Origin of the sequence: Streptococcus oralis (assembly GCF_026782345.1) — a bacterium.
Lineage (GTDB): Bacteria > Bacillota > Bacilli > Lactobacillales > Streptococcaceae > Streptococcus > Streptococcus oralis_CK.
Genome location: NZ_JAKUWI010000001.1, coordinates 1,254,539 through 1,272,047, shown reverse-complemented (window position 1 = coordinate 1,272,047; position 17,509 = coordinate 1,254,539). Strand labels below are relative to the sequence as shown.

General features: G+C 41.2%; 32 protein-coding genes. All 32 read left to right on the top strand.

Translation table 11 applies throughout. The features are described from left to right. Positions 1 to 111: 111 nt before the first annotated feature. The 32 genes from rpsJ (at position 112) to MK405_RS06095 (ending at position 17,423) form a co-directional block, all read left to right on the top strand. Positions 112 to 420 (top strand): 30S ribosomal protein S10, encoded by a 309-nt coding sequence (gene rpsJ, locus MK405_RS06250; protein ID WP_001284513.1) that lies wholly within the window; start codon positions 112 to 114, stop codon positions 418 to 420. 82 nt (positions 421 to 502) lie between these two features. Beyond that, entirely contained in the window at positions 503 to 1,129 is a 627-nt protein-coding gene (rplC, locus tag MK405_RS06245) for a 50S ribosomal protein L3 (RefSeq protein ID WP_000160197.1), read from the top strand. 24 nt (positions 1,130 to 1,153) lie between these two features. After that, positions 1,154 to 1,777, top strand: a complete 624-nt coding sequence (rplD, locus tag MK405_RS06240) for a 50S ribosomal protein L4 (RefSeq protein ID WP_000024539.1) — start codon at positions 1,154 to 1,156, stop codon at positions 1,775 to 1,777. Beyond that, a complete protein-coding gene (locus MK405_RS06235; RefSeq protein WP_001055347.1) occupies positions 1,777 to 2,073 on the top strand; it encodes a 50S ribosomal protein L23 in 297 nt (98 codons plus the stop codon). Before rplD ends, MK405_RS06235 begins: the two co-directional genes overlap by 1 nt. 17 nt (positions 2,074 to 2,090) lie before the next feature. After that, positions 2,091 to 2,924 (top strand): 50S ribosomal protein L2, encoded by an 834-nt coding sequence (gene rplB, locus MK405_RS06230; RefSeq protein WP_000512910.1) that lies wholly within the window; start codon positions 2,091 to 2,093, stop codon positions 2,922 to 2,924. A 103-nt stretch (positions 2,925 to 3,027) separates the two neighbouring features. Next, positions 3,028 to 3,309, top strand: coding sequence for a 30S ribosomal protein S19 (gene rpsS, locus MK405_RS06225; protein ID WP_000533766.1), 282 nt, complete (start codon positions 3,028 to 3,030; stop codon positions 3,307 to 3,309). Positions 3,310 to 3,320: 11 nt separating this feature from the next. After that, entirely contained in the window at positions 3,321 to 3,665 is a 345-nt protein-coding gene (gene rplV, locus MK405_RS06220; RefSeq protein WP_000818137.1) for a 50S ribosomal protein L22, read from the top strand. Between the two features lie 12 nt (positions 3,666 to 3,677). After that, on the top strand, positions 3,678 to 4,331 hold the full coding sequence (gene rpsC, locus MK405_RS06215; protein ID WP_000529936.1) for a 30S ribosomal protein S3: 654 nt from the start codon (positions 3,678 to 3,680) through the stop codon (positions 4,329 to 4,331). 3 nt (positions 4,332 to 4,334) lie between these two features. After that, positions 4,335 to 4,748, top strand: a complete 414-nt coding sequence (gene rplP / locus MK405_RS06210; protein WP_000960947.1) for a 50S ribosomal protein L16 — start codon at positions 4,335 to 4,337, stop codon at positions 4,746 to 4,748. Positions 4,749 to 4,757: 9 nt separating this feature from the next. Further along, positions 4,758 to 4,964 carry a 50S ribosomal protein L29 gene (rpmC, locus tag MK405_RS06205; RefSeq protein ID WP_000772918.1) on the top strand — a complete coding sequence of 69 codons (207 nt, stop codon included), beginning with the start codon at positions 4,758 to 4,760 and terminating at the stop codon, positions 4,962 to 4,964. 24 nt (positions 4,965 to 4,988) lie between these two features. Next, positions 4,989 to 5,249: a 30S ribosomal protein S17 gene (gene rpsQ, locus MK405_RS06200; RefSeq protein ID WP_000440801.1), complete on the top strand. Its 261-nt coding sequence runs from the start codon at positions 4,989 to 4,991 to the stop codon at positions 5,247 to 5,249. Between the two features lie 25 nt (positions 5,250 to 5,274). After that, positions 5,275 to 5,643, top strand: coding sequence for a 50S ribosomal protein L14 (rplN, locus tag MK405_RS06195; RefSeq protein ID WP_000616547.1), 369 nt, complete (start codon positions 5,275 to 5,277; stop codon positions 5,641 to 5,643). Between the two features lie 77 nt (positions 5,644 to 5,720). Continuing rightward, positions 5,721 to 6,026 carry a 50S ribosomal protein L24 gene (gene rplX / locus MK405_RS06190; RefSeq protein ID WP_000497691.1) on the top strand — a complete coding sequence of 102 codons (306 nt, stop codon included), beginning with the start codon at positions 5,721 to 5,723 and terminating at the stop codon, positions 6,024 to 6,026. 23 nt (positions 6,027 to 6,049) lie between these two features. Next, positions 6,050 to 6,592: a 50S ribosomal protein L5 gene (rplE, locus tag MK405_RS06185; protein WP_000013542.1), complete on the top strand. Its 543-nt coding sequence runs from the start codon at positions 6,050 to 6,052 to the stop codon at positions 6,590 to 6,592. 17 nt (positions 6,593 to 6,609) lie between these two features. Next, on the top strand, positions 6,610 to 6,795 hold the full coding sequence (locus tag MK405_RS06180) for a type Z 30S ribosomal protein S14 (protein WP_001085697.1): 186 nt from the start codon (positions 6,610 to 6,612) through the stop codon (positions 6,793 to 6,795). 213 nt (positions 6,796 to 7,008) lie between these two features. Continuing rightward, entirely contained in the window at positions 7,009 to 7,407 is a 399-nt protein-coding gene (gene rpsH / locus MK405_RS06175) for a 30S ribosomal protein S8 (RefSeq protein WP_000245504.1), read from the top strand. A gap of 187 nt (positions 7,408 to 7,594) precedes the next feature. Further along, entirely contained in the window at positions 7,595 to 8,131 is a 537-nt protein-coding gene (rplF, locus tag MK405_RS06170) for a 50S ribosomal protein L6 (RefSeq protein WP_268704568.1), read from the top strand. An 83-nt stretch (positions 8,132 to 8,214) separates the two neighbouring features. Then, the gene (gene rplR, locus MK405_RS06165; RefSeq protein WP_000624044.1) at positions 8,215 to 8,571 is read left to right on the top strand and encodes a 50S ribosomal protein L18; all 357 of its coding nucleotides are present in this window, start codon (positions 8,215 to 8,217) and stop codon (positions 8,569 to 8,571) included. A 17-nt stretch (positions 8,572 to 8,588) separates the two neighbouring features. Next, the gene (rpsE, locus tag MK405_RS06160) at positions 8,589 to 9,083 is read left to right on the top strand and encodes a 30S ribosomal protein S5 (protein WP_000874204.1); all 495 of its coding nucleotides are present in this window, start codon (positions 8,589 to 8,591) and stop codon (positions 9,081 to 9,083) included. A 13-nt stretch (positions 9,084 to 9,096) separates the two neighbouring features. Continuing rightward, entirely contained in the window at positions 9,097 to 9,279 is a 183-nt protein-coding gene (gene rpmD, locus MK405_RS06155) for a 50S ribosomal protein L30 (protein ID WP_000057241.1), read from the top strand. A gap of 144 nt (positions 9,280 to 9,423) precedes the next feature. Beyond that, positions 9,424 to 9,864 (top strand): 50S ribosomal protein L15, encoded by a 441-nt coding sequence (gene rplO / locus MK405_RS06150; protein ID WP_000766089.1) that lies wholly within the window; start codon positions 9,424 to 9,426, stop codon positions 9,862 to 9,864. A gap of 12 nt (positions 9,865 to 9,876) precedes the next feature. Then, a complete protein-coding gene (gene secY / locus MK405_RS06145) occupies positions 9,877 to 11,187 on the top strand; it encodes a preprotein translocase subunit SecY (RefSeq protein ID WP_268704567.1) in 1,311 nt (436 codons plus the stop codon). A gap of 156 nt (positions 11,188 to 11,343) precedes the next feature. Next, positions 11,344 to 11,982: an adenylate kinase gene (locus tag MK405_RS06140; protein WP_268704566.1), complete on the top strand. Its 639-nt coding sequence runs from the start codon at positions 11,344 to 11,346 to the stop codon at positions 11,980 to 11,982. 116 nt (positions 11,983 to 12,098) lie between these two features. Beyond that, positions 12,099 to 12,317: a translation initiation factor IF-1 gene (gene infA / locus MK405_RS06135; RefSeq protein ID WP_001029883.1), complete on the top strand. Its 219-nt coding sequence runs from the start codon at positions 12,099 to 12,101 to the stop codon at positions 12,315 to 12,317. Between the two features lie 24 nt (positions 12,318 to 12,341). Beyond that, a complete protein-coding gene (gene rpmJ / locus MK405_RS06130; protein ID WP_001808836.1) occupies positions 12,342 to 12,458 on the top strand; it encodes a 50S ribosomal protein L36 in 117 nt (38 codons plus the stop codon). 17 nt (positions 12,459 to 12,475) lie between these two features. Next, positions 12,476 to 12,841 (top strand): 30S ribosomal protein S13, encoded by a 366-nt coding sequence (gene rpsM, locus MK405_RS06125; RefSeq protein WP_000090786.1) that lies wholly within the window; start codon positions 12,476 to 12,478, stop codon positions 12,839 to 12,841. Positions 12,842 to 12,858: 17 nt separating this feature from the next. Continuing rightward, entirely contained in the window at positions 12,859 to 13,242 is a 384-nt protein-coding gene (gene rpsK / locus MK405_RS06120; RefSeq protein ID WP_001118385.1) for a 30S ribosomal protein S11, read from the top strand. 42 nt (positions 13,243 to 13,284) lie between these two features. Continuing rightward, positions 13,285 to 14,220, top strand: coding sequence for a DNA-directed RNA polymerase subunit alpha (locus tag MK405_RS06115; protein ID WP_000568983.1), 936 nt, complete (start codon positions 13,285 to 13,287; stop codon positions 14,218 to 14,220). Positions 14,221 to 14,231: 11 nt separating this feature from the next. Continuing rightward, complete coding sequence (gene rplQ, locus MK405_RS06110) at positions 14,232 to 14,618, top strand: 50S ribosomal protein L17 (RefSeq protein WP_000331493.1); 387 nt, start codon at positions 14,232 to 14,234, stop codon at positions 14,616 to 14,618. Positions 14,619 to 14,881: 263 nt separating this feature from the next. Then, a complete protein-coding gene (locus MK405_RS06105; RefSeq protein WP_000644111.1) occupies positions 14,882 to 15,148 on the top strand; it encodes an ACT domain-containing protein in 267 nt (88 codons plus the stop codon). A gap of 9 nt (positions 15,149 to 15,157) precedes the next feature. Next, positions 15,158 to 16,495, top strand: coding sequence for a PFL family protein (locus MK405_RS06100; protein ID WP_084852760.1), 1,338 nt, complete (start codon positions 15,158 to 15,160; stop codon positions 16,493 to 16,495). 235 nt (positions 16,496 to 16,730) lie between these two features. After that, positions 16,731 to 17,423 (top strand): histidine phosphatase family protein, encoded by a 693-nt coding sequence (locus tag MK405_RS06095; RefSeq protein WP_084852759.1) that lies wholly within the window; start codon positions 16,731 to 16,733, stop codon positions 17,421 to 17,423. Positions 17,424 to 17,509: the final 86 nt, after the last annotated feature.

The window sequence follows — 17,509 nt, the reverse complement described above, 5'->3', positions numbered from 1 at the left end:
TTAGCTTTGATGCAAGAGGTTGCGACACGCTCGGTTGCATTGCCACGCAACGCGCGTCGGTTTTCTTGTGGAGCTAGCCTATTATCTTAAATAGACGAAAAGGAGAAAAAGATGGCAAACAAAAAAATCCGTATCCGTTTGAAAGCTTACGAACACCGTACGCTTGATACAGCGGCTGCAAAAATCGTAGAATCAGCTACTCGTACAGGTGCACAAGTTGCGGGTCCAATCCCACTTCCAACTGAACGTAGCCTCTACACAATCATTCGTGCGACTCACAAATACAAAGACTCTCGCGAACAATTTGAAATGCGTACACACAAACGTTTGATCGATATCGTTAACCCAACTCAAAAAACAGTTGATGCGTTGATGAAATTGGATCTTCCAAGTGGTGTAAACGTAGAAATCAAACTTTAATCTAAAGCTTGATACCTTGAGCATAAAAAACGCTCGTTAAAAACTTTTTGAATAAAAAATATAGAAAAGGAACTATTTTCTCATGACAAAAGGAATCTTAGGGAAAAAAGTGGGAATGACTCAAATCTTCACTGAAGCTGGCGAATTGATCCCTGTAACAGTTATTGAAGCAACTCCAAACGTTGTTCTTCAAGTTAAAACTGTAGAAACAGACGGATACAACGCTATCCAAGTTGGTTTCGATGACAAACGCGAAGTATTGAGCAACAAACCTGCTAAAGGACATGTAGCGAAAGCTAACACGGCTCCTAAGCGCTTCATTCGTGAATTCAAAAACGTTGAAGGCTTGGAAGTTGGTGCTGAAATCACAGTTGAAACATTCGCAGCTGGAGACGTTGTTGACGTAACTGGTACTTCTAAAGGTAAAGGTTTCCAAGGTGTTATCAAACGCCACGGACAATCACGTGGACCAATGGCTCACGGTTCTCGTTACCACCGTCGTCCAGGTTCTATGGGACCTGTTGCACCTAACCGCGTATTCAAAGGTAAAAACCTTGCAGGACGTATGGGTGGCGACCGCGTAACAATTCAAAACCTAGAAGTTGTACAAGTTGTTCCAGAAAAGAACGTTATCCTTATCAAAGGTAACGTACCAGGTGCTAAGAAATCTCTTATCACTATCAAATCAGCAGTTAAAGCTGGTAAATAATAAAGAAAGGGGAAATCAGTCACAATGGCAAACGTAACATTATTTGACCAAACTGGTAAAGAAGCTGGCCAAGTTGTTCTTAACGATGCAGTATTTGGTATCGAACCAAATGAATCAGTTGTGTTTGATGTGATCATCAGCCAACGCGCAAGCCTTCGTCAAGGAACACACGCTGTTAAAAACCGCTCTGCAGTATCAGGTGGTGGACGCAAACCATGGCGTCAAAAAGGAACTGGACGTGCTCGTCAAGGTTCTATCCGCTCACCACAATGGCGTGGTGGTGGCGTTGTCTTCGGACCAACTCCACGTTCATACGGCTACAAACTTCCACAAAAAGTTCGTCGCCTAGCTCTTAAATCAGTTTACTCTGAAAAAGTTGCTGAAAACAAATTTGTAGCCGTTGATTCTCTTGAATTTACAGCTCCAAAAACTGCTGAATTTGCAAAAGTTCTTGCAGCATTGAGCATCGATTCTAAAGTCCTTGTTATTCTTGAAGAAGGAAACGAATTCGCAGCTCTTTCAGCTCGTAACCTTCCAAATGTGAAAGTTGCGACTGCTACAACTGCAAGTGTTCTTGACATCGCAAATAGCGACAAACTTCTTGTCACACAAGCAGCTATCTCTAAAATCGAGGAGGTTCTTGCATAATGAATTTGTATGATGTTATCAAAAAACCTGTCATCACTGAAAGCTCAATGGCTCAACTTGAAGCAGGAAAATATGTATTTGAAGTTGACACTCGTGCACACAAACTTTTGATCAAGCAAGCTGTTGAAGCTGCTTTCGAAGGTGTTAAAGTTGCCAACGTTAACACAATCAACGTAAAACCAAAAGCAAAACGTGTTGGACGTTACACTGGTTTTACTAACAAAACTAAAAAAGCTATCATCACACTTACAGCTGATTCAAAAGCAATCGAGTTGTTCGCTGCTGAAGCTGAATAATCTAAGGAGGAAATATCGTGGGAATTCGTGTTTATAAACCAACAACAAACGGTCGCCGTAATATGACTTCTTTGGATTTCGCTGAAATCACAACAAGCACTCCTGAAAAATCATTGCTTGTTGCTTTGAAGAGCAAGGCTGGTCGTAACAACAACGGTCGTATCACTGTTCGTCACCAAGGTGGTGGACACAAACGTTTCTACCGTTTGGTTGACTTCAAACGTAACAAAGACAACGTTGAAGCAGTTGTTAAAACTATCGAGTACGATCCAAACCGTTCTGCAAACATCGCTCTTGTACACTACACTGACGGTGTGAAAGCATACATCATCGCTCCAAAAGGTCTTGAAGTTGGTCAACGTATCGTTTCAGGTCCTGAAGCAGATATCAAAGTCGGAAACGCTCTTCCACTTGCTAACATCCCAGTTGGTACTTTGATCCACAACATCGAATTGAAACCAGGTCGTGGTGGAGAATTGGTACGTGCTGCTGGTGCTTCTGCCCAAGTATTGGGTCAAGAAGGTAAATACGTTCTTGTTCGTCTTCAATCTGGCGAAGTTCGTATGATTCTTGGAACTTGTCGTGCTACAGTTGGTGTTGTCGGAAACGAACAACATGGACTTGTAAACCTTGGTAAAGCAGGACGTAGCCGTTGGAAAGGTATCCGCCCAACAGTTCGTGGTTCTGTAATGAACCCTAACGATCACCCACACGGTGGTGGTGAAGGTAAAGCACCAGTTGGTCGTAAAGCGCCATCTACTCCATGGGGCAAACCTGCTCTTGGTCTTAAAACTCGTAACAAGAAAGCGAAATCTGACAAACTTATCGTTCGTCGTCGCAACGAGAAATAATAGTAAACTAGTCGCCTAAGCAACTAGGAAATCCGCCAGCTCGGTAGCGCTCCATGTGAGCGCAAGCCGCTGTGGTACAACATTTAAAGGAGAAAATATAAAAATGGGACGCAGTCTTAAAAAAGGACCTTTCGTCGATGAGCATTTGATGAAAAAAGTTGAAGCTCAAGCTAACGACGAAAAGAAAAAAGTTATCAAAACTTGGTCACGTCGTTCAACGATCTTCCCAAGTTTCATTGGTTACACTATTGCAGTTTATGACGGACGTAAACACGTACCTGTTTACATCCAAGAAGACATGGTAGGTCACAAACTTGGTGAATTTGCACCAACTCGTACTTACAAAGGTCACGCTGCAGACGACAAGAAAACACGTAGAAAATAAGGAGAACATAAATGGCAGAAATTACTTCAGCTAAAGCAATGGCTCGTACAGTACGTGTTTCACCTCGTAAATCACGTCTTGTTCTTGACAACATCCGTGGTAAAAGCGTAGCCGATGCTATTGCAATCTTGACATTCACACCAAACAAAGCTGCTGAAATCATCTTGAAAGTCTTGAATTCAGCTGTAGCTAACGCTGAAAACAACTTTGGTTTGGACAAAGCTAACTTGGTAGTATCTGAAGCATTCGCAAACGAAGGACCAACTATGAAACGTTTCCGTCCACGTGCGAAAGGTTCAGCTTCACCAATCAACAAACGTACAGCTCACATCACTGTGGCTGTTGCAGAAAAATAAGGAGGTAACATCGTGGGTCAAAAAGTACATCCAATTGGTATGCGTGTCGGCATCATCCGTGATTGGGATGCCAAATGGTATGCTGAAAAAGAATACGCGGATTACCTTCATGAAGATCTTGCAATCCGTAAATTCGTTCAAAAAGAACTTGCTGACGCAGCAGTTTCAACTATCGAAATCGAACGCGCAGTGAACAAAGTTAACGTTTCACTTCACACTGCTAAACCAGGTATGGTTATCGGTAAAGGTGGCGCTAACGTTGATGCACTCCGTGCAAAACTTAACAAATTGACTGGAAAACAAGTACACATCAACATCATCGAAATCAAACAACCTGATTTGGATGCTCACCTTGTAGGTGAAGGAATTGCTCGTCAATTGGAGCAACGTGTTGCTTTCCGTCGTGCACAAAAACAAGCAATCCAACGCGCAATGCGTGCTGGAGCTAAAGGAATCAAAACTCAAGTATCAGGTCGTTTGAACGGTGCAGATATTGCCCGTGCTGAAGGATACTCAGAAGGAACTGTTCCACTCCACACACTTCGTGCAGATATCGATTACGCTTGGGAAGAAGCAGATACTACATACGGTAAACTTGGTGTTAAAGTATGGATCTACCGTGGTGAAGTTCTTCCAGCTCGTAAAAACACTAAAGGAGGTAAATAACCAATGTTAGTACCTAAACGTGTTAAACACCGTCGTGAATTCCGTGGAAAAATGCGCGGTGAAGCAAAAGGTGGAAAAGAAGTAGCATTCGGTGAATACGGTCTTCAAGCTACAACTAGCCACTGGATCACTAACCGCCAAATCGAAGCTGCTCGTATCGCCATGACTCGTTACATGAAACGTGGTGGTAAAGTTTGGATTAAAATCTTCCCACACAAATCATACACTGCTAAAGCTATCGGTGTGCGTATGGGATCTGGTAAAGGGGCACCTGAAGGTTGGGTAGCACCAGTTAAACGTGGTAAAGTGATGTTCGAAATCGCTGGTGTATCTGAAGAGATTGCACGTGAAGCGCTTCGTCTTGCTAGCCACAAATTGCCAGTTAAAACTAAATTCGTAAAACGTGAAGCAGAATAAGGAGAAGGCATGAAACTTAATGAAGTAAAAGAATTTGTTAAAGAACTTCGTGGTCTTTCTCAAGAAGAACTCGCGAAGCGCGAAAACGAATTGAAAAAAGAATTGTTTGAACTTCGTTTCCAAGCTGCTACTGGTCAATTGGAACAAACAGCTCGCTTGAAAGAAGTTAAAAAACAAATCGCTCGTATCAAAACAGTTCAATCTGAAGCGAAATAATAGACTAGGGAAGGAGAAATTTCAATGGAACGCAATAATCGTAAAGTTCTTGTTGGACGTGTTGTATCTGACAAAATGGACAAGACAATCACAGTTGTAGTTGAAACAAAACGTAACCACCCAGTCTATGGTAAACGTATTAACTACTCTAAAAAATACAAAGCACATGATGAAAACAATGTTGCCAAAGAAGGCGATATCGTACGTATCATGGAAACTCGCCCGCTTTCAGCTACAAAACGTTTCCGTCTTGTAGAAGTTGTTGAAGAAGCGGTTATCATCTAATCAAGCCTGAAAGGAGAAAACTGAAATGATTCAAACAGAAACTCGTTTGAAAGTCGCAGACAACAGCGGTGCACGCGAAATCTTGACTATCAAAGTTCTTGGTGGTTCTAAACGTAAATTTGCGAACATCGGTGATGTCATTGTGGCATCTGTAAAACAAGCTACTCCTGGTGGTGCGGTTAAAAAAGGTGACGTTGTAAAAGCTGTTATCGTTCGTACTAAATCAGGTGCTCGTCGCGCTGATGGTTCATACATCAAGTTTGACGAAAATGCAGCTGTTATCATCCGTGATGACAAAACTCCTCGCGGAACACGTATCTTTGGCCCAGTTGCACGTGAATTGCGTGAAGGTGGCTTCATGAAGATCGTGTCACTTGCTCCAGAAGTACTTTAATTTTTAGAAACAAACTAGTCCCCTAGCTTCAAGCTAGGGTGCCCTTGTGGGCGTAAGAAAAATCAAGGAGAAACCTAATGTTTGTAAAAAAAGGCGACAAAGTTCGCGTAATCGCTGGTAAAGATAAGGGAACAGAAGCTGTTGTCCTTACTGCCCTTCCAAAAGTAAACAAAGTTATCGTTGAAGGTGTTAACATCGTTAAGAAACACCAACGTCCAACTAACGAGCTTCCTCAAGGTGGTATCATCGAGAAAGAAGCAGCTATCCACGTATCAAACGTTCAAGTATTGGACAAAAATGGTGTAGCTGGTCGTGTTGGTTACAAATTTGTAGACGGTAAAAAAGTTCGCTACAACAAAAAATCAGGCGAAGTGCTTGATTAATCACGAAGGAAAGGAGAAGTATAATGGCAAATCGTTTAAAAGAAAAATATCTTAATGAAGTAGTTCCTGCTTTGACAGAACAATTCAACTACTCATCAGTGATGGCTGTGCCTAAAGTAGATAAGATCGTTTTGAACATGGGTGTTGGTGAAGCTGTATCAAACGCTAAAAGCCTTGAAAAAGCTGCTGAAGAATTGGCGCTTATCTCAGGTCAAAAACCACTTATCACTAAAGCTAAAAAATCAATCGCCGGCTTCCGTCTTCGTGAAGGTGTAGCGATCGGTGCAAAAGTTACCCTTCGTGGGGAACGTATGTACGAATTCTTGGATAAATTGGTTTCAGTTTCACTTCCACGTGTGCGTGACTTCCACGGTGTTCCAACAAAATCATTTGATGGACGCGGAAACTACACTCTTGGTGTGAAAGAACAATTGATCTTCCCAGAAATCAACTTTGATGACGTTGACAAAACTCGTGGTCTTGACATCGTTATCGTAACAACTGCTAACACTGACGAAGAGTCACGCGCATTGCTTACAGGCCTTGGAATGCCTTTTGCAAAATAATATAGGAGGTAAATCTAATGGCTAAAAAATCAATGATTGCTAAGAACAAACGTCCAGCGAAGTTCTCTACTCAAGCTTATACTCGTTGTGAAAAATGTGGTCGTCCACATTCAGTTTACCGCAAATTTAAACTTTGCCGTGTTTGCTTCCGTGAATTAGCTTACAAAGGACAAATTCCTGGTGTAACAAAAGCATCTTGGTAATATCATGATACAAAGAGCGTAACAACCACAGCAAAAATAGGAAATTTGGTGAAGGAGCGATGCTCCAAAACAAATTTATCTTTTTTGCCCAGGTTGTAGCTCGTGTTCAAATAAGAGTTCTCTCATTTGAATGTGTCAATACTATCTGAGCCCAGCTCAATCATTAACTAGCAAGTGCAACTTGCAAACTACTAGTAAGAGGAGAAAAGTAAAATGGTTATGACTGACCCAATCGCAGACTTCCTAACTCGTATTCGTAACGCTAACCAAGCGAAACACGAAGTACTTGAAGTACCTGCATCAAACATCAAAAAAGGGATTGCTGAAATCCTTAAACGCGAAGGTTTTGTAAAAAACGTTGAAATCATCGAAGATGACAAACAAGGCATCATCCGTGTATTCCTTAAATACGGACCAAACGGTGAAAAAGTTATCACTAACTTGAAACGTGTTTCTAAACCAGGACTTCGTGTCTACAAAAAACGTGAAGATCTTCCAAAAGTACTTAACGGACTTGGAATTGCTATCCTTTCAACTTCTGAAGGTTTGCTTACTGATAAAGAAGCTCGTCAAAAGAACGTTGGTGGAGAAGTTATCGCTTACGTTTGGTAATATTTAGCTCCCAATTTCTTTGTGACTCTTCGTTATCGTCTCTTGCCTAACCCAAAGTTATGCCTGCGAGACGATGCCTAGATTCACTTTGAAATTGAAACCTAAATGTTCCTTTAAATCGAGAAATCGATTTAACCCCGTGAAAACTGGCCGTCAAGGCCTGACAATTTAACAGGAGAAAATAAACATGTCACGTATTGGTAATAAAGTTATCGTGTTGCCTGCTGGTGTTGAAGTCACTAACAATGACAACGTAGTAACTGTAAAAGGACCTAAAGGAGAACTTACTCGTAAGTTCTCAAAAGATATTGAAATTCGCGTGGAAGGTACTGAAGTGACTCTTCACCGTCCAAACGATTCAAAAGAAATGAAAACTATCCACGGAACTACTCGTGCCCTTTTGAATAACATGGTAATTGGTGTATCAGAAGGATTCAAGAAAGAACTTGAAATGCGCGGGGTTGGTTACCGTGCACAACTTCAGGGATCTAAACTTGTTTTGGCTGTTGGTAAATCTCATTCAGACGAAGTTGAAGCTCCAGAAGGAATTACTTTTGAACTTCCAAACCCAACAACAATCGTTGTTAGCGGAATTTCAAAAGAAGTGGTTGGTCAAACAGCTGCTTACGTACGTAGCCTTCGTTCACCAGAACCTTACAAAGGTAAAGGTATTCGTTACGTTGGAGAGTACGTTCGTCTTAAAGAAGGTAAAACAGGTAAATAATGTTGAGTGGTTGATTTTTAACCACCAACCTATTTTCCAACTTTGTGCATAGCACGCGATTTAAAACTAAAGAGGTGAAAACTGTGATTTCTAAACCAGATAAAAACAAACTCCGTCAAAAACGCCACCGTCGCGTTCGCGGAAAACTCTCTGGAACTGCTGATCGCCCACGTTTGAACGTATTCCGTTCTAATACAGGCATCTACGCTCAAGTGATTGATGACGTAGCGGGTGTAACGCTCGCAAGTGCTTCAACTCTTGACAAAGAAGTTTCAAAAGGAACTAAAACTGAACAAGCCGTTGCTGTCGGTAAACTCGTTGCAGAACGTGCAAACGCTAAAGGTATTTCAGAAGTGGTGTTCGACCGCGGTGGATATCTATATCACGGACGTGTGAAAGCTTTGGCTGATGCAGCTCGTGAAAACGGATTGAAATTCTAATAGGAGGACACTAGAAAATGGCATTTAAAGACAATGCAGTTGAATTAGAAGAACGCGTAGTTGCTGTCAACCGTGTTACAAAAGTTGTTAAAGGTGGACGTCGTCTTCGTTTCGCAGCTCTTGTTGTTGTCGGTGACCACAACGGTCGTGTAGGATTTGGTACTGGTAAGGCTCAAGAAGTTCCAGAAGCAATCCGCAAAGCAGTAGAAGATGCTAAGAAAAACTTGATTGAAGTTCCTATGGTTGGAACAACAATCCCACACGAAGTTCTTTCAGAATTCGGTGGAGCTAAAGTATTGTTGAAACCTGCTGTAGAAGGTTCTGGAGTTGCCGCTGGTGGTGCGGTTCGTGCCGTTGTGGAATTGGCAGGTGTGGCAGATATTACATCTAAATCACTTGGTTCTAACACTCCAATCAACATTGTTCGCGCAACTGTTGAAGGTTTGAAACAATTGAAACGCGCTGAAGAAGTTGCTGCCCTTCGTGGTATTTCAGTTTCTGATTTGGCATAAGAAAGGGGATAAAATGGCTCAAATTAAAATTACTTTGACTAAGTCTCCAATCGGACGCATTCCATCACAACGTAAAACTGTTGTAGCACTTGGACTTGGCAAATTGAACAGCTCTGTTATTAAAGAAGATAATGCTGCTATCCGTGGTATGATCACTGCAGTATCTCACTTGGTAACAGTTGAAGAAGTAAACTAATGATTTTTAGGGGATGTGGCAATACTCATCTCCTAAAACTAGATATAGTCATTTAAAATGACAAATGTATAGGCGAGTTGATAAGGGAGACAACCTTTTCTCCCTTATCGGCGCTAGCATTTTACAAAAGAGGAGAAAATTAAAATGAAACTTCATGAATTGAAACCTGCAGAAGGTTCTCGTAAAGTACGTAACCGTGTTGGTCGTGGTACTTCATCAGGTAACGGTAAAACATCTGGTCGCGGTCAAAAAGGTCAGAAAGCTCGTAGCGGTGGCGGAGTTCGCCTTGGTTTTGAAGGTGGACAAACTCCATTGTTCCGTCGTCTTCCAAAACGTGGATTCACTAACATCAACGCTAAAGAATACGCAATTGTAAACCTTGACCAATTGAACGTCTTTGAAGATGGTGCTGAAGTGACTCCAGTTGTGCTTATCGAAGCAGGAATTGTGAAAGCTGAAAAATCAGGTGTTAAAATTCTTGGTAACGGTGAATTGACTAAGAAATTGACTGTGAAAGCAGCTAAATTCTCTAAATCAGCTGAGGAAGCTATCACTGCTAAAGGTGGTTCTGTAGAAGTCATCTAAGAGAGGTGACCCATGTTTTTTAAATTATTAAAAGAAGCTCTCAAGGTTAAACAAGTTCGATCAAAAATTCTCTTTACAATTTTTATCATTCTTGTTTTCCGTATTGGGACAAGTATTACTGTTCCAGGGGTGAATGCAAAAAGTTTAGAAGCTCTCAGTGGTTTATCTTTCTTAAACATGCTTAGTCTTGTTTCAGGGAATGCCATGAAGAACTTCTCTGTTTTTGCACTCGGAGTAAGTCCGTATATCACTGCTTCTATCGTTGTTCAATTGCTACAAATGGATATTTTACCGAAGTTTGTAGAATGGGGCAAACAAGGGGAAGTGGGACGGAGAAAACTAAATCAGGCTACTCGTTACATTGCACTTGTGCTTGCATTTGTTCAATCTATTGGGATTACAGCAGGGTTTAATACTCTATCTGGAGCGAAATTATTAACGACAGATTTAACTCCGCAAGTCTTTGTTACCATTGGGATCATCTTAACAGCAGGTAGTATGATTGTAACTTGGCTTGGGGAACAAATTACAGATAAGGGATACGGAAACGGTGTTTCTATGATCATCTTTGCAGGTATTGTTGCTTCAATCCCTGAAATGATTAAAGGAATCTATGTTGACTACTTCGTCAATATTCCAAGTAGCCGTTTGACTTCATCTATTATCTTTGTCGTTATTTTGATTATCGCTGTCTTGTTGATTGTATACTTTACAACCTATGTTCAACAGGCAGAATATAAAATTCCAATCCAATATACAAAAGTTGCTCAAGGAGCCCCATCAAGCTCATACCTTCCATTGAAGGTAAACCCAGCGGGGGTTATCCCAGTTATCTTTGCAAGTTCCATTACAGCGGCACCTGCAGCCATTCTTCAGTTTTTGAGTGCTACAGGTCATGATTGGGCTTGGGTACGTACAGCACAGGAAATGTTATCTACAACATCTCCGACAGGTGTTGCTATGTATGCCTTGTTAATCATTCTCTTTACATTCTTCTATACATTTGTACAGATCAATCCAGAGAAAGCAGCAGAAAACTTGCAAAAGAGTGGAGCCTACATTCATGGTGTCCGTCCTGGTAAGGGAACTGAAGAATTCATGTCGAAACTTCTTCGTCGCCTTGCGACTGTCGGATCAATCTTCCTTGGTGTGATTTCAATCTTGCCGATTGTGGCAAAAGATGTCTTTGGTCTTTCAGAAGCTGTTGCTTTTGGGGGAACTAGTCTTTTGATCATTATCTCAACTGGTATCGAAGGAATCAAACAGCTAGAAGGTTACCTATTGAAACGTAAGTATGTTGGTTTCTTGGATACAACAGAATAGTTGTAATAGGAAATAAAATTGACTATTGCTCAGAGAGTGGAGTGTAAAAATCGAAGACTTTGTCAGATTTTTATCTCCTCTCTTCTATTTTGTTTTTAAATAGGGGTTGAAATAGATTTCTGCTTCTATTTAAATACAAAATAAGGAGATCCTATCATGAATCTTTTGATTATGGGCTTACCTGGAGCAGGTAAGGGAACGCAAGCAGCTAAAATTGTGGAGAAATTCCATGTTGCACATATCTCAACAGGCGATATGTTCCGTGCTGCAATGGCTAATCAAACTGAAATGGGTGTACTCGCCAAGTCATACATTGACAAAGGTGAGTTGGTCCCAGACGAAGTTACAAATGGTATTGTTAAAGAACGCCTTTCACAGGACGATATCAAAGAAACGGGTTTCTTGTTAGATGGTTACCCACGTACGATTGAACAAGCTCATGCCTTGGATGAAACATTGGCTGAACTTGGTATTGAACTTGAAGGAGTAATCAACATCGAAGTGAATCCAGACTGTCTCTTGGAACGCTTGAGTGGCCGTATCATTCACCGCGAAACAGGTGAAACCTTCCACAAAGTTTTCAACCCACCAGTTGACTACAAAGAAGAGGATTACTACCAACGTGAAGATGATAAACCTGAGACAGTGAAGCGTCGTTTGGATGTGAATATTGCCCAAGGTGAACCAATCATTGCTCACTACCGTGCCAAAGGTTTAGTTCATGATATCGAAGGAAATCAAGATATCAATGATGTGTTCAAAGACATCGAAAAAGTATTGACGAATTTGAAATAAAGCGTTTTTCGTACTTGCAAAAAATCGCGACAAATGTTATACTAAAATAGTCTGACTTATAATTGTTGCCTCTGTGTCTTGAGGCATCGAATCGAAATTTATGGAGGTGCTTTTGCGTGGCAAAAGACGATGTGATTGAAGTTGAAGGCAAAGTAGTTGATACAATGCCGAACGCAATGTTTACGGTTGAACTTGAAAATGGACATCAGATTTTAGCAACAGTTTCTGGTAAAATTCGTAAAAACTATATTCGTATTTTAGCGGGAGATCGTGTTACTGTCGAGATGAGTCCATATGACTTGACACGTGGACGTATCACTTACCGCTTTAAATAATCGAAAAACTTGGAGGGATAAGAAATGAAAGTAAGACCATCGGTCAAACCAATTTGCGAATACTGTAAAGTAATTCGTCGTAATGGTCGTGTTATGGTAATTTGCCCAGCAAATCCAAAACACAAACAACGTCAAGGATAAGATAGAAAGGAGAAAACATGGCTCGTATTGCTGGAGTTGACATTCCAAATGACAAACGCGTAGTAATCTCATTGACTTACGTTTATGGTATCGGACTTTCAACATCTAAGAAAATTTTGGCTGCTGCTGGAATCTCAGAAGATGTTCGTGTACGTGACCTTACATCAGATCAAGAAGATGCTATCCGTCGTGAAGTGGATGCAATCAAAGTTGAAGGTGACCTTCGTCGTGAAGTAAACTTGAACATTAAACGTTTGATGGAAATCGGTTCATACCGTGGTATTCGTCACCGTCGTGGACTTCCTGTCCGTGGACAAAACACTAAAAATAATGCTCGCACTCGTAAAGGTAAAGCTGTTGCGATTGCTGGTAAGAAAAAATAATATAGGAGGTAAAAGTCTTGGCTAAACCAACACGTAAACGTCGTGTGAAAAAGAATATCGAATCTGGTATTGCTCATATTCACGCTACATTTAATAACACTATTGTTATGATTACTGATGTGCATGGTAATGCAATTGCTTGGTCATCAGCTGGTGCTCTTGGTTTCAAAGGTTCTCGTAAATCTACACCATTCGCTGCTCAAATGGCTTCAGAAGCTGCTGCTAAATCTGCACAAGAACACGGTCTTAAATCAGTTGAAGTTACTGTAAAAGGTCCAGGTTCTGGTCGTGAGTCAGCTATTCGTGCGCTTGCTGCCGCTGGTCTTGAAGTAACAGCAATTCGTGATGTGACTCCAGTGCCACACAATGGTGCTCGTCCTCCAAAACGTCGCCGTGTATAATCATCGCATTACACTGCTTTTCGTTTAAGAGGGAGTAACTAAATGATTGAGTTTGAAAAACCAAATATAACAAAAATTGATGAAAATAAAGATTATGGCAAGTTTGTAATCGAACCACTTGAACGTGGCTACGGTACAACTCTTGGTAACTCTCTTCGTCGTGTACTACTAGCTTCTCTACCAGGAGCAGCAGTGACATCTATCAACATTGATGGTGTGTTACATGAGTTTGACACAGTTCCAGGTGTTCGTGAAGACGTGATGCAAATCATTCTGAACATTAAAGGAATTGCAGTGAAATCATACGTTGAAGACGAAAAAATCATTGAGCTTGACGTTGAAGGTCCTGCTGAAATTACAGCTGGAGATATTTTGACTGACAGTGATATTGAGATTGTAAATCCAGATCATTATCTCTTTACAATCGGTGAAGGTTCTTCTCTAAAGGCGACAATGACTGTTAACAGTGGTCGTGGATATGTACCTGCTGATGAAAACAAAAAAGATAATGCGCCAGTTGGAACACTTGCTGTAGATTCTATTTATACACCAGTTACAAAAGTCAACTATCAAGTTGAACCTGCTCGTGTAGGTAGTAACGATGGTTTTGACAAATTAACCCTTGAAATCTTGACAAATGGAACAATTATTCCAGAAGATGCTTTAGGGCTTTCAGCACGTATCTTGACAGAACATCTTGATTTGTTTACAAATCTTACAGAGATTGCTAAATCTGCAGAAGTGATGAAAGAAGCTGATACTGAATCGGACGACCGTATTTTGGACCGTACGATTGAGGAACTGGACTTGTCTGTGCGTTCATATAACTGTTTGAAACGTGCCGGTATCAATACGGTGCATGATTTGACAGAAAAATCTGAAGCAGAGATGATGAAAGTACGAAATCTTGGACGTAAGAGTTTGGAAGAAGTGAAACTCAAACTCATTGACTTGGGTCTTGGATTAAAAGATAAATAAAGGAGGAATACATGGCTTACCGTAAACTAGGACGCACTAGCTCACAACGTAAAGCAATGCTTCGCGATTTGACAACTGACCTTTTGATCAACGAATCAATTGTGACAACTGAAGCTCGTGCTAAAGAAATCCGTAAAACTGTTGAAAAAATGATTACTCTAGGTAAACGTGGTGATTTGCATGCACGTCGTCAAGCAGCTGCTTTCGTACGTAATGAAATCGCATCTGAAAACTATGATGAAGCAACTGATAAGTACACTTCTACTACAGCACTTCAAAAATTGTTCTCAGAAATCGCACCTCGTTATGCTGAACGTAACGGTGGATACACTCGTATCCTTAAAACTGAACCACGTCGTGGTGATGCTGCGCCAATGGCGATCATCGAATTAGTATAAAATCATCAATTTTGTTGAGTGTTATGATGATGGAGTCTTGTGCTCTTAGTCTAGCTCTGGTCTACCGCTGGGACTTCGGTCCTAGCGGGAACACTCATCATCATTTGATAGGGTAGACGCTTGTTTACGAAATTGTTTTTTTCTTAAGAACAACTTCGTAAGCAGGCGTTTTTTAGTATTTTCTATGGAAATATGCTATACTAGGAAAAAAGAAAATCAAAAACGTTCAGGTTTTCTAAAAATCGTAGAAATGGGGTATAAGGATGAAGGCTATTATTACAGTGGTTGGTAAGGACAAGGCTGGGATCGTTGCAGGCGTGTCTACTAAGATTGCAGAGTTGGGTTTGAATATTGACGATATTTCTCAGACGGTGTTGGATGAATACTTTACTATGATGGCGGTCGTTTCTAGTGACGAAAAACAGGATTTCACTTATCTGCGAAATGAGTTTGAAACTTTCGGTCAGACCTTGAATGTTAAAATCAATATTCAAAGTGCAGCGATTTTTGATGCTATGTACAATATCTAGGAGGTTATCATGGATATTAGACAAGTTACGGAAACCATTGCCATGATTGAAGAGCAGAACTTCGATATCAGAACCATCACCATGGGGATTTCCCTTTTGGACTGTATTGATCCAGATATCAATCGTGCTGCTGAAAAGATTTACCAAAAAATTACCACTAAAGCTGCAAATTTAGTGGCTGTAGGAGACGAAATTGCTGCAGAACTTGGGATTCCTATTGTTAATAAACGGGTATCTGTGACTCCGATTTCTTTAATTGGTGCAGCGACTGATGCGACGGACTATGTTGTTTTGGCAAAGGCTCTTGATAAGGCTGCCAAGGAAATTGGTGTTGACTTTATTGGTGGATTCTCAGCTTTAGTACAAAAAGGCTACCAAAAAGGAGATGAAATTCTCATCAATTCTATCCCCCGTGCTCTAGCTGAGACAGACAAGGTTTGTTCGTCTGTTAACATTGGCTCAACTAAGTCAGGTATCAACATGACTGCGGTTGCGGATATGGGACGTATCATCAAGGAAACAGCGAACTTATCAGATATGGGTGCGGCCAAATTAGTCGTATTTGCTAATGCTGTTGAGGACAATCCTTTTATGGCAGGGGCTTTCCATGGTGTTGGGGAAGCAGATGTTATCATCAATGTTGGTGTTTCAGGTCCTGGTGTTGTCAAGCGTGCCTTGGAGAAAGTTCGTGGTCAGAGTTTTGATGTTGTAGCTGAGACGGTCAAGAAAACAGCTTTTAAGATTACTCGTATTGGTCAGCTAGTCGGTCAAATGGCCAGCGAGAGACTGGGTGTTGATTTTGGGATTGTAGACCTAAGCTTGGCACCAACTCCTGCAGTTGGCGATTCTGTGGCTCGAGTACTGGAGGAAATGGGCCTAGAAACAGTTGGTACACATGGGACGACGGCTGCCCTCGCTCTTTTGAATGACCAAGTTAAGAAGGGCGGAGTGATGGCTTGTAACCAAGTCGGTGGCTTGTCAGGTGCTTTTATCCCCGTTTCTGAAGATGAGGGGATGATTGCTGCGGTGCAAGATGGCTCTCTGAATTTAGAGAAACTGGAAGCCATGACGGCTATCTGTTCTGTTGGACTGGATATGATTGCCATTCCGGAAGATACGCCTGCTGAAACCATTGCAGCTATGATTGCGGATGAGGCGGCCATTGGTGTTATTAACATGAAAACAACGGCTGTCCGTATTATTCCAAAGGGCAAAGAAGGCGATATGATTGAGTTTGGTGGTTTGCTAGGGACAGCTCCAGTTATGAAGGTCAACGGGGCTTCGTCTGTTGATTTCATCTCTCGCGGTGGGCAAATCCCAGCTCCAATCCATAGTTTTAAAAATTAATAAAAAAGCGAGAGGATTTAAGTTGAGTTTAAGGATGACTGTGTATACTATAATCATTAAATAAAGACCTCCTAACTTTATTTAATAGAAATCCTAAACTTTTTCATAATAATCTCCTAGGGAAGCTACCATGAGGGTAGCTTTTCTTTTGGATAATTTACAAATGTTGACTTTGCTTTTGAAAGCCGAATATTTCTTTGATCCATGATATAATAGAAGAAATGGAGGATAGAAAATGTCTAAAGTAAGATTGTACTTGGTCCGTCATGGGAAAACGATGTTTAACACGATTGGACGTGCACAAGGATGGAGTGATACGCCTCTAACCGCAGAAGGTGAGTTGGGAATCCATGAACTGGGAATTGGCTTGAGAGAGTCTGGTTTACAATTTGACCGCGCTTATTCCAGTGATTCAGGGCGTACTATTCAAACTATGGGAATTATCCTAGAAGAACTTGGTTTGGAGGGAAAAATCCCTTACCGCATGGACAAGCGCATCAGAGAGTGGTGCTTTGGTAGTTTTGATGGGGCCTATGATGGGGACCTCTTTATGGGCTTGATTCCGAGAATTTTCAATGTAGACCATGTTCATCAGTTGTCCTATGCGGAGCTAGCAGAAGGCCTGGTTGAGGTTGATACTGCTGGCTGGGCAGAAGGCTGGGAAAAACTCAGTGGTCGAATCAAGGAAGGCTTTGAAGCGATTGCCAAAGAAATGGAAGAACAAGGTGGGGGCAATGCTCTCGTCGTAAGCCATGGAATGACCATTGGTACCATTGTTTATCTAATCAATGGGATGCATCCGCATGGTCTAGATAATGGTAGTGTAACGATCCTTGGATATGAGAACGGTCAATTTACAGTCGAAGTTGTTGGTGACCGTAGCTATCGAGAGCTCGGACGTGAGAAGATGGAAGAAATAAAAAATTGATAGAAGTTAGTTCCAAGTGGGAGCTAATTTTTTTCATGTTAAATAAGGTGGATTTGCGACTCAGTATTTCTTGTTATCCAAGTCTA